The 9031-nt window shown below is 42.2% G+C and carries 10 protein-coding genes, 1 tRNA gene and 1 riboswitch; of the genes, 4 read left to right on the top strand and 7 right to left on the bottom strand.

Going from position 1 to position 9031, the window contains the following annotated elements:
• Nucleotides 1-547 precede the first annotated feature (547 nt).
• The 3 genes from ACSLGF_RS18525 to ACSLGF_RS18535 form a co-directional block, all read right to left on the bottom strand.
• Nucleotides 548-620 (bottom strand) — tRNA-Val (locus ACSLGF_RS18525).
• A 132-nt stretch (nucleotides 621-752) separates the two neighbouring features.
• A complete protein-coding gene (metC, locus tag ACSLGF_RS18530) occupies nucleotides 753-1931 on the bottom strand; it encodes a cystathionine beta-lyase (protein ID WP_456007764.1) in 1179 nt (392 codons plus the stop codon).
• Nucleotides 1928-3046 (bottom strand): methionine biosynthesis PLP-dependent protein, encoded by a 1119-nt coding sequence (locus ACSLGF_RS18535; RefSeq protein ID WP_456007766.1) that lies wholly within the window; start codon nucleotides 3044-3046, stop codon nucleotides 1928-1930. Before ACSLGF_RS18535 ends, metC begins: the two co-directional genes overlap by 4 nt.
• Before the next feature lie 78 nt (nucleotides 3047-3124).
• Nucleotides 3125-3246: riboswitch (SAM riboswitch) on the bottom strand.
• A 220-nt stretch (nucleotides 3247-3466) separates the two neighbouring features.
• On the opposite strand from ACSLGF_RS18535, the gene ACSLGF_RS18540 reads away from it, so the two are divergent.
• The 3 genes from ACSLGF_RS18540 to ACSLGF_RS18550 are packed head-to-tail and all read left to right on the top strand — an operon-like array spanning nucleotide 3467 to nucleotide 5213.
• The gene (locus ACSLGF_RS18540) at nucleotides 3467-4207 is read left to right on the top strand and encodes an esterase family protein (protein ID WP_456007768.1); all 741 of its coding nucleotides are present in this window, start codon (nucleotides 3467-3469) and stop codon (nucleotides 4205-4207) included.
• A gap of 52 nt (nucleotides 4208-4259) precedes the next feature.
• Complete coding sequence (locus ACSLGF_RS18545; protein WP_456007770.1) at nucleotides 4260-4772, top strand: YjcG family protein; 513 nt, start codon at nucleotides 4260-4262, stop codon at nucleotides 4770-4772.
• Between the two features lie 6 nt (nucleotides 4773-4778).
• Nucleotides 4779-5213, top strand: coding sequence for a GNAT family N-acetyltransferase (locus ACSLGF_RS18550; RefSeq protein ID WP_456007772.1), 435 nt, complete (start codon nucleotides 4779-4781; stop codon nucleotides 5211-5213).
• An 83-nt stretch (nucleotides 5214-5296) separates the two neighbouring features.
• On the opposite strand, the gene ACSLGF_RS18555 is transcribed toward ACSLGF_RS18550, so the two are convergent.
• Nucleotides 5297-5554, bottom strand: coding sequence for a hypothetical protein (locus ACSLGF_RS18555; RefSeq protein WP_456007774.1), 258 nt, complete (start codon nucleotides 5552-5554; stop codon nucleotides 5297-5299).
• A 126-nt stretch (nucleotides 5555-5680) separates the two neighbouring features.
• Here ACSLGF_RS18555 and ACSLGF_RS18560 point away from each other — a divergent pair, with 126 nt between their 5' ends.
• Nucleotides 5681-7963 carry a UvrD-helicase domain-containing protein gene (locus tag ACSLGF_RS18560; protein WP_456007776.1) on the top strand — a complete coding sequence of 761 codons (2283 nt, stop codon included), beginning with the start codon at nucleotides 5681-5683 and terminating at the stop codon, nucleotides 7961-7963.
• Nucleotides 7964-8009: 46 nt separating this feature from the next.
• On the opposite strand, the gene ACSLGF_RS18565 is transcribed toward ACSLGF_RS18560, so the two are convergent.
• The 3 genes from ACSLGF_RS18565 to ACSLGF_RS18575 form a co-directional block, all read right to left on the bottom strand.
• Entirely contained in the window at nucleotides 8010-8267 is a 258-nt protein-coding gene (locus ACSLGF_RS18565) for a stage VI sporulation protein F (protein WP_003212292.1), read from the bottom strand.
• 138 nt (nucleotides 8268-8405) lie between these two features.
• A complete protein-coding gene (locus tag ACSLGF_RS18570) occupies nucleotides 8406-8543 on the bottom strand; it encodes a YjcZ family sporulation protein (protein WP_456007778.1) in 138 nt (45 codons plus the stop codon).
• An 84-nt stretch (nucleotides 8544-8627) separates the two neighbouring features.
• Complete coding sequence (locus ACSLGF_RS18575) at nucleotides 8628-8849, bottom strand: hypothetical protein (protein ID WP_099727563.1); 222 nt, start codon at nucleotides 8847-8849, stop codon at nucleotides 8628-8630.
• Nucleotides 8850-9031: the final 182 nt, after the last annotated feature.

Below are 9031 nucleotides of genomic sequence, written 5' to 3' on the forward strand. Positions count from 1 at the left end.
TGCCACGCCCTGTAAAGCTTTTTTCAAATCGGTCATTTCTTCACGGAGTGCCTGATAATGTTTTGCCCTTGTGTCCATGGCACTTGTTAGTGCTTTTGCATCAAGTATCTTCCCCAGAAAAAGTCACTCCCTCCTATTCATTGACAAGGTCAATTTTACCAACACAAAACTTGTCATTAAATAAGAATATAGATACAAAAACAATAGCTAGATAGTTCTAATTACTGTCTAAAGTTTAAACGTTGCTTGTTTTTAATATGTAATACCGAGCTGTCTTTAATCCGAGCTCTTCGCATACCTCTAAATTTAAATGCTATTCAGAAAATAGCCAGACATGCTAGTGCTAAAACAACATCAGATATTTATGGCCATGTCACAAACAAATTAGAATTTAACACTGCAGAACACTTTAATCGTTTTGATCCTAAAAATACTTAAACAACCTAGCGGATAAGAGGACATCCTAATTCGTCCCCATTTGAAAAAACAGAATAAAATATTGTTGTTAGAAAAACAAAAAACCCTTGCTAAGCAAGGGTTTCAACGATGATTCCGACTGGGCTCGAACCAGCGACCTCTACCCTGTCAAGGTAGCGCTCTCCCAGCTGAGCTACGGAATCGGGTTATGTATCAGTTCTGGGCTTTCTGTACTGACAGTCTCTATTATATAACCATATATACAGGGCGTCAATGGTTTTGTTCAAAAAAGGCCAAAAAGCCGGATTCAGGAGCCGGCTTTTTTCCCACTTCATTTATGACTGGTTCACAAGGACGGGCTTTAGTTGATCGAGCGCTTGTTTGAAGTCGCGTTTGAGGTCTTCTCCATTTTCGACCCCGACACTTAATCGCAGCAATCCATCCGTGATGCCTCTTTTTTCTCTTTCTTCTTTTGGCATAGCGGCATGTGACATTTTGGCCGGGTAGGACAGAATGGATTCGACAGCGCCTAGGCTGACGGCGAATACAGGTAATGTGACGCCCTCGACCAATTCTTTTACAGCCGCTTGATTCTCTAGTTCAAATGAGAGAACGGCTCCTGCTCCGCTTGCCTGCTTTCGCTGAATCTCTGCACCTGGATGGTCATCTAAGCCTGGGTAGTATACTTTTTTCACCGCAGGATGTTCTTTTAGAAATGAAGCCAGTTCTATTGCCGTTTGGCTTGCTTTTTCTAATCTGACCTGAAGTGTTTTTAACCCTCTTAGCACGAGCCAGCAATCCTGAACGCCAAGGACCGCACCAAAAGAGTTTTGCAGCGAATATAGTTCCTCTCCCAGCTTTTCGTCTTTGACCACCGCTAAACCAGACAGCACATCACTGTGACCGCTTAAAAATTTCGTTGCACTGTGCAGCACAACATCAACGCCAAGGTCTAGCGGCCTCTGGAGAGCAGGCGTTAAAAACGTATTATCTAAGAAGGTCAGACAGTCATGCTCTTTTGCAAGCTGGACGACGCCTTCAATATCCGTAATCCCCAGTGTAGGATTTGACGGTGTTTCCATATAAATGACCTTCGTATTCGATTGAATGCCTTGTTTGACTTCATTCAAATCCGTCATGTCCACGAAGGTATGCTCAATGCCAAATCTCGAAAGGACTTGCGTGATCATACGGAATGTTCCGCCGTACACATCTCTTGTGACAAGGACGTGATCTCCCTTTGATAAAAGAAGAAAAGCGGTTGAAATGGCTGCCATGCCTGACGCAAAGGCAAGCCCTCTTGTTCCTCCTTCTAACGCTGCAATGGTATCCTCTAATGCTTGACGTGTAGGGGTTCCTGATCTGGAGTAATCATATTGGCCAAATTCATCAAAGCTGCTTTGATGAAACGTGGACGCATGCTGAATCGGCACACTGACTGCACCTGTTGAACGGTCTGTTTTAAACGCATTATGAACAAGTTTTGTTTCGAGTGTCCAATCGTGTGTGGTCATTTGGCATGTACCTCCTCTTTCACTTTTGATAGTGCCTGTTTCAGATCAGCTTTCAGGTCATCCACATGCTCAATCCCAACAGAGAAACGGAGCAGTTTGTTACACACGCCGTTTGCTATGCGAATCTCTTCTGGAATGTCCATGTGCGTTTGCGTGGCAGGATACGTAATGAAGCTTTCGATTCCGCCAAGACTTTCAGCAAAACAAATCGTTTTCAGCTGCTTTAAAAATGGATTGACCCAGTCCTCTTTGGCTACACGAAATGACAGCATTCCTCCCTTGCCTGGGTAAAGAACATCTTGAATTTCAGGCTGCTCCTCTAAAAAATCCGCTAACTCCTTCGCATTTTCCTCATGCTGACGCATTCTAAGGGCCAATGTTTTCATTCCTCTCATTAAAAGCCATGAGTCAAATGGAGATAGGACCGCTCCGATAGCGTTTTGATGCTGGAACATGTCTTCAGATAGCTGCTCTCCTTTTGTGACCACAAGCCCGGCAAGGACGTCGTTGTGTCCGCCTAGATATTTGGTTGCGCTATGAATGACAATGTCCGCTCCTAGCGTAATCGGCTTTTGCAAGACTGGGGTGTAAAAGGTGTTGTCGACAATGACCAAAGCGTCATGCTCTTTTGCAATCTTCGCTATTTTTTGAATATCCGCTTCCTGCATGAGTGGATTTGTCGGCGTTTCAATAAAGACGGCTTTTGTGTTTGGCGTGATTTTAGAGCGTAAACAGTCTTCATCTGAAAAATCATCATAAAGAAAACGCAAGCCGTATTTTTTCCATTCGTTTTCAAACAAACGGTATGTTCCGCCATATAAGTCTGATGAGACAATGAGTTCATCTCCGCTCTCAAATAGAGCCATGATCGTTTGGATCGCTGCCATTCCCGAACTGAAGGCAAAACCGGCCGTCCCTTCTTCGAGTGAAGCAATCGCATCCTCTACAAGCTGTCTTGTTGGGTTTTTCGTTCGAATGTAATCAAACCCTGTTGATTCACCTATGCCTCTATGTCTGTATGCTGTTGAAAGATAAACGGGAGGACTGACTGTGCCAGTCGCCTCTTCGCTACGGTTTCCAATTTGCGCTAATTTCGTTTCCACATGTTCTGTCATTTGACACCATCCTAAGTAAAATCTGATTTCAAAACAGAAAAACCCCTTCTTCATAAGAAGAAGGGGTTTAATCGCTTCCTCTTATCTTCCAAGCAAAAAAGCTGCTTGCTGGATTTAGCACCTTGGTACATCACGTGACGTGATGCATACCGGTTGCTGAGGTTTCAAAGGGCCAGTCCCTCCACCTCTCACGATAAGAATGTGTTGTCTGTCTGTTCTAATTCTTAATACTGTAACGTATTAAAACTCATTTTTCAAGGGGAATTGTAATGATTAATTAAAATTTTCTGTATTTTATAACAGAATGGATGTCAGCCGATTTGATTGCATGTTCGCATATAGGAACAACGCTGTCTTTCATGTTACAATGAATGGAAACGTTTCACTTGTGATGAATTTGGTTAGCTGGAGGAATGGATTATGGTGAAGAAAACAGGAATCATTCAAGAAGAAACCTTACAGTCAAAAGAACTTGGGACGGACATGACCGTTTTAATCTATTTGCCAGTCAATTACTCCCCCCTTTATACATATCATGTCATCATTGCACAAGATGGTCATGATTATTTCCGCTTAGGTAAAATAGGCAGACAGGCGGAAGAATTGATGCAAAATAAAGAAATGGAACGCTCGATTATCATTGGTGTTCCTTACGAAAATGTCACTGAAAGACGAGAAACGTATCATCCAGAAGGCACAAAGTTTGAGGCGTATAAACGTTTTTTGGCAAATGAACTTGTCCCTTATATTGATGAACACTATCCAACGTATCAAATTGGGTCAGGACGTACGTTCATTGGTGATTCACTAGGCGCTACGATTTCACTCATGACAGCCATTGATTATCCTTCTTTATTTGGCGGGCTGATTTTGCAGTCTCCATACGTTGATGAGTCGGTCTTAGAAGCCGTCAAACAGTCAACAGCACTTTCTCATTATGCCATTATCCATCAAATTGGATCGGAAGAAACGGCTGTGAAAACAACAGATGGCCAAGTGCTTGATTTTATCAAACCGAACGCAGACTTAAAGGCCCTTCTTGAACAGTCTGGTGCGGATTATTTATTTGAAACATTCGAAGGGGATCATAAATGGACGTTTTGGCAGCCGCTCATTGCCCCTTCGTTAAAAAGAATGCTCCCATATTCGTTAATCAACTGAATTTTGTTATAATAAACAATAATAAATACTTTCTTAATCAGGAGGGAACATGATGAAATACGGAGTTGTTATATTTCCATCAAAAAAACTGCAAGATATTGCGAACTCTTATCGGAAACGTTATGATCCGAACTATGCACTCATACCGCCTCATTTAACATTAAGAACACCTTTTGAATTAACGGATCTAGAAGCAGCTGAGATCGTTTCAACCTTGCGAGAGTATGCAAAAAATGCTTCTCCCATTACCTTACGCATTAAAAAATTCAGTTCATTCGCTCCTGTAAACAACGTCATTTATATGAAAGTAGAACCGAACGAGGAATTAATGGGTCTAAATGAAAAATTGTACACTGACCCACTTGCTGGCACACCGGAATATGCATTTGTTCCGCATGTAACAGTGGCTCAAAAATTATCAGATGATGAGCATTCAGACGTACTTGGCACATTAAAGCTGAGAAAGATTGATCATGAAGAAACGGTTGACCGCTTCCATCTTTTATATCAATTAGAGAATGGATCTTGGACCGTTTATGAAACATTTATTTTAGGAGAGGGATAAAGACATTTGAAAACAGTCATCGCAAAAGCACAAACACAACGAGAAGATGCATATTACGTTCGAAAAGAAGTGTTCGTAAAAGAACAAGAAGTCCCTTTAGAGATCGAAATTGATGAACTAGAAGACGAAGCCACCCATTTTGTCATTTATAACGATGACAATAAGCCGCAGGCAGCCGCTAGACTGCGTATGATTGAAGGTCCCAAGGCAAAGCTTGAACGGATTTGTGTGTTAAAAGAGGCGCGCTCTTTTGGCCTTGGTCACAAACTGCTAGAGGCGCTAGAAACAGAGGCCACTTCCAAGGGAGCAAAGGAAGCTGTTATGCATGCACAAGTCCAAGCTCTTCCTTTCTACGAAAAGAAAGGCTACAAAGCCGTTTCTGAACCATTTGAAGAAGCGGGTATCACACATGTCAAAATGACAAAAACACTATCTGTTTGATCAAAGAGAAAAGCCAGGACATCATGGATGCGCTGGCTTTTCATTATTTATTATCGTTCGTCAAGGTAAGAAAGCGCAATCATTTATATATAAGCATTGATATGAATGCCCTTGCCTTCCTCCATAAACATATCTCGTACAAAGCGTTCCCGCTTTTTTTGCTGTACTTTCGTTTCTGCTTCTGTCACTAAGTCCTCTTTTTTCTCCAGCTCTCTGTATACCTTGTCATGAAAGGTGCGAGTGACCTCTGTCACTCTCGCATAGTCTTCTTTATCCTGAGGAGCAGGACGATTGATATATTGAAAATACAGATCCGGCTGAATCGGGGCTATATATCCCATCAAGAACGCCTCCTTTGCTTCTCTTCTATTCTACTATTCCCTAATTATGACTGTTTGAAACACGCTTCATTTGATATGATTAGATTTGTTTCTTTTTAAGATTGATTGACTATTGGAGGACTAGCTTTGAAATGCGCACGACGACATGATCGAACGATCTCATTACATACGTATTCGAGAGAACATTATCAATTCCTCCATGATGAGGGAAAAAAAGGGCACTTATCCTGCCCATATTGCGGACAACCCGTCTTTTTCAGATTAAATATACATGAAGAGCCTGCCTTTATTCATAAGCAAACGTCTCAGCAAGAGATGTGCGAAAAAGCAGAAGAACAAGAAGACATGAAAAAAAAGAAAGAACCAGAGGAAAATTATTCCTACAAAGAACTTGGCGGCTTCCGTTTTCCAGCTGGCAAACAGGTCATCTCGCAAACAAAGGAATCGTATGATTGGCAAGAACCAAGGTCGATTCAATTTAGCGAAGCCTTACATTTAGAAGAGAATGAACAAGTACATACCATCGACCTTTTTCCTCAAATCACCTTTAGCGCGCCGCAGCTTCAAGCTGTCACACATAAAGATGGTCCAATGCTTGTTCTGGCTGGTGCCGGAAGCGGGAAAACAAGGGTGCTGACGGCTAGAGCGGCTTATCTGATCTCACACCATCAAATTCCTGCTCACCATATATTACTCGTCACTTTCACTACAAAAGCCAGCAGTGAAATGAAAGAAAGACTGCGCAAGCAATACCAGCTTCATCCATCACAAGCGAACCAAGTCGTGACGGGCACCTTCCACAGTCTTTTTTATAAAATGCTGCTTCACGATGATCCGAACAGATGGAACGGCCAGCACCTGATCAAGTTCGACTGGCAAAAGGAACAGTACCTTCGGAAAGCAATGATGAATGAAGGACTTGATGAGAAAGACTATCCTACCGATCAAGTGTTACAATCGATCGGCTATTGGAAAAATGCCTTTTTACCAGGCGAACTTCCTGAGCTGAAAGATGAAAAGGACAAACAAATCTGGACGATCTATCAATCGTATGAACAGCAGAAACGGGACCATCAGCAATTTGACTTTGATGACATGGCCATTGCCTGCTTACACATGCTGACGGAACAGCCTGAACTGCTCAAACGATATCAAGAACGATTTAAATATATTTTAGTTGATGAATTTCAGGATATTAATCCGGTTCAATATCAGTTGATTCAGCTTTTAGCCGGGGAATCAGAGCAGCTATTTTGTGTAGGTGATGATGATCAAGCCATTTATGCCTTTAGGGGCAGCAACCCTGCTTTCATTCTTGAATTCAAACGGGACTATCCTTCAGCTCAGATCGTCCATTTACATGCGAATTATCGTTCTCACCATACAATTGTCGCAAGTGCAGATGCCATTATTAAAAAGAACCAGCATCGTTACGCGAAGACGTTAAAAGCGGTTCGTGCGGAGAAAATCCCTCCCACTCTCTTTTATCCATATGACGAGGAAGAGGAAGCGACCATGATTGTGGCAGATATTCAGGAAAAAATTAAAAACGGAGCAAAGCCGAATGATTTCTGCGTGCTGTTTAGAACCAATACGGGAGGACGCGCCATTTATGAGCGGCTGCATCAATCGGCGATTCCGTATGAGACAGAAGCTGGCGTGAAAGCCTTTTACAGCAGACGAATGGTTCGAGTGCTGCTCGCCTTTCTTTTTTTAAGTCAGGATGCAGATGATGTTGCTGCAATGAAACAGCTACTGCCGGTCTTCTTTTTAAAGCAGCAGACACTGAACACCCTGAAGGCGCTGACCATCACGGAGGATTGTTCAATGGTAGACGCCCTTGGAAAACTAACAGACATTCAGCCGTTTCAGCGTAAAAAGCTGCAATCGATCGTTCCCCTGTTCCGAACCTTACGAACGTTAAAGCCGTCTGACGCTGTGGCGTTTATTGAACAAAAGATGGGACTTGGTGATTACTTGAAAAAACGTGTGACCGATACGAATGTGCTTGAAAAAGGGGCAGATGATGTACGTGATGTGAAAACAGCTGCAAAACGCTTTGAAACAATTGAAGCCTTTCTCGCACATGCCGAACACATGAAGTCTGCTGAAAAGGAAAAACCAGATGAACCAGGTGTTCAGCTCATGACGATTCACCGCGCAAAAGGACTTGAATACCAAACGGTGTACATCACTTGTGTGGTCGACGGGGCACTGCCTCATGATTTCTCACTTGATGAACTGAGAAACAGTGATGAGGAAGCTATTGAAGAAGAGCGGCGCTTATTATATGTTGCTATGACAAGAGCAAAACAATCTCTCTATCTATCTGTTCCATCATTTAGAAGAGGGAAAACCGCTCATCGTTCTCGCTTTTTGTACCCTCTTCTAAAGAAAAATCGTGAATGATTCACACAAAAACAACAGGCCCCCCTTTCAGTGGAGAGCCTGTTGTTTATTTTTTGTTGTTCATCATTTTAGCGATTGTATTGAAATCAAGCTTTTCTTTCCCACTTGTAATCGATTGAACGATTTTGTCTTCCATCTCTTTAGGTACACGTTTGTTTGCAAGCTGCGCTACTTTTTTAATGACGCCTCGAACAGTCGCCTCATCTTTAAAATTGGCATTTTGCAATGAACCTGCAAGCTTAAAGACATCATTCATATTCACACCTGTTTTATTTTCGACACTTTTAAAGAATTTATTATCCATTCATTTGCCTCCTCTTTGTGGAGTAATCACCTTACTATATGAAAATAGCCGAGATATGTGCCTATCCTAAGGCCTTGTTTGACCAAAGAGAAAGGAAAGCAAAAGGCTCCCCCATTGCTTCCCTCACCTTCTTACTGTTTAGTTAAAGAAAGAAGCACCAACGATGATTAGAAGAATGAACAACACGACGACAAGAACGAATGTTGAACCATAGCCGCCGCCATAGCCGCCGCCGTATCCGCCGCCATAACCGCCACCGTAACCGTAACAACTCATATTTAAGCACCTCCTCTACTCCATTACAAAATATGAAAAAAACAAGAAATGGTTTGGACGATCACATAAAAAAGTGCGGAAATTTTATTTTTGCTGTTTAAATACGTAAGCCGTGTCTCCATGACGCATCATGAATGCCTCTGTTTCCTTTGCAAAAGCATCCATCTTGTCGCCAAATACCTTTAAGTGCTGCTCAAGATCATTCGCTTTATCAGCTAGATCCATTTCAACCTTTTCGTGCGCTTGTTCTTTCCCATCATGCGGTTTAGTGAACAAAGAGCCGATTAATTGTTCGAATGCGTCCATTCTGGTCACCCCTTCTCTCTTTCATATGCAGAACTCAAAAAAAGGCAACAAAAAAACCGGATAAATCCGGCCAGATTGTAGAGAAACTCATGTTTTTCTACAATCTTTTTTATTTTCAACGTAAGTATGATGGATGAGATTTAATGAAAAAGGCCTCCCACACACCTAGCCTAGCTTCGCTA

It is taken from the genome of Bacillus sp. A015, assembly GCF_053851875.1.

What these genes read in the sequence shown, in the direction of transcription:
- ACSLGF_RS18570 (WP_456007778.1), bottom strand. Translation starts at nt 8,543, where the DNA reads ATGAGTTGTTACGGTTACGGTGGCGGTTATGGCGGCGGATACGGCGGC.
- ACSLGF_RS18545 (WP_456007770.1), top strand. Translation starts at nt 4,260, where the DNA reads ATGAAATACGGAGTTGTTATATTTCCATCAAAAAAACTGCAAGATATT.
- ACSLGF_RS18555 (WP_456007774.1), bottom strand. Translation starts at nt 5,554, where the DNA reads ATGGGATATATAGCCCCGATTCAGCCGGATCTGTATTTTCAATATATC.
- ACSLGF_RS18540 (WP_456007768.1), top strand. Translation starts at nt 3,467, where the DNA reads ATGGTGAAGAAAACAGGAATCATTCAAGAAGAAACCTTACAGTCAAAA.
- ACSLGF_RS18575 (WP_099727563.1), bottom strand. Translation starts at nt 8,849, where the DNA reads ATGGACGCATTCGAACAATTAATCGGCTCTTTGTTCACTAAACCGCAT.
- ACSLGF_RS18565 (WP_003212292.1), bottom strand. Translation starts at nt 8,267, where the DNA reads ATGGATAATAAATTCTTTAAAAGTGTCGAAAATAAAACAGGTGTGAAT.
- metC (WP_456007764.1), bottom strand. Translation starts at nt 1,931, where the DNA reads ATGACCACACACGATTGGACACTCGAAACAAAACTTGTTCATAATGCG.
- ACSLGF_RS18535 (WP_456007766.1), bottom strand. Translation starts at nt 3,046, where the DNA reads ATGACAGAACATGTGGAAACGAAATTAGCGCAAATTGGAAACCGTAGC.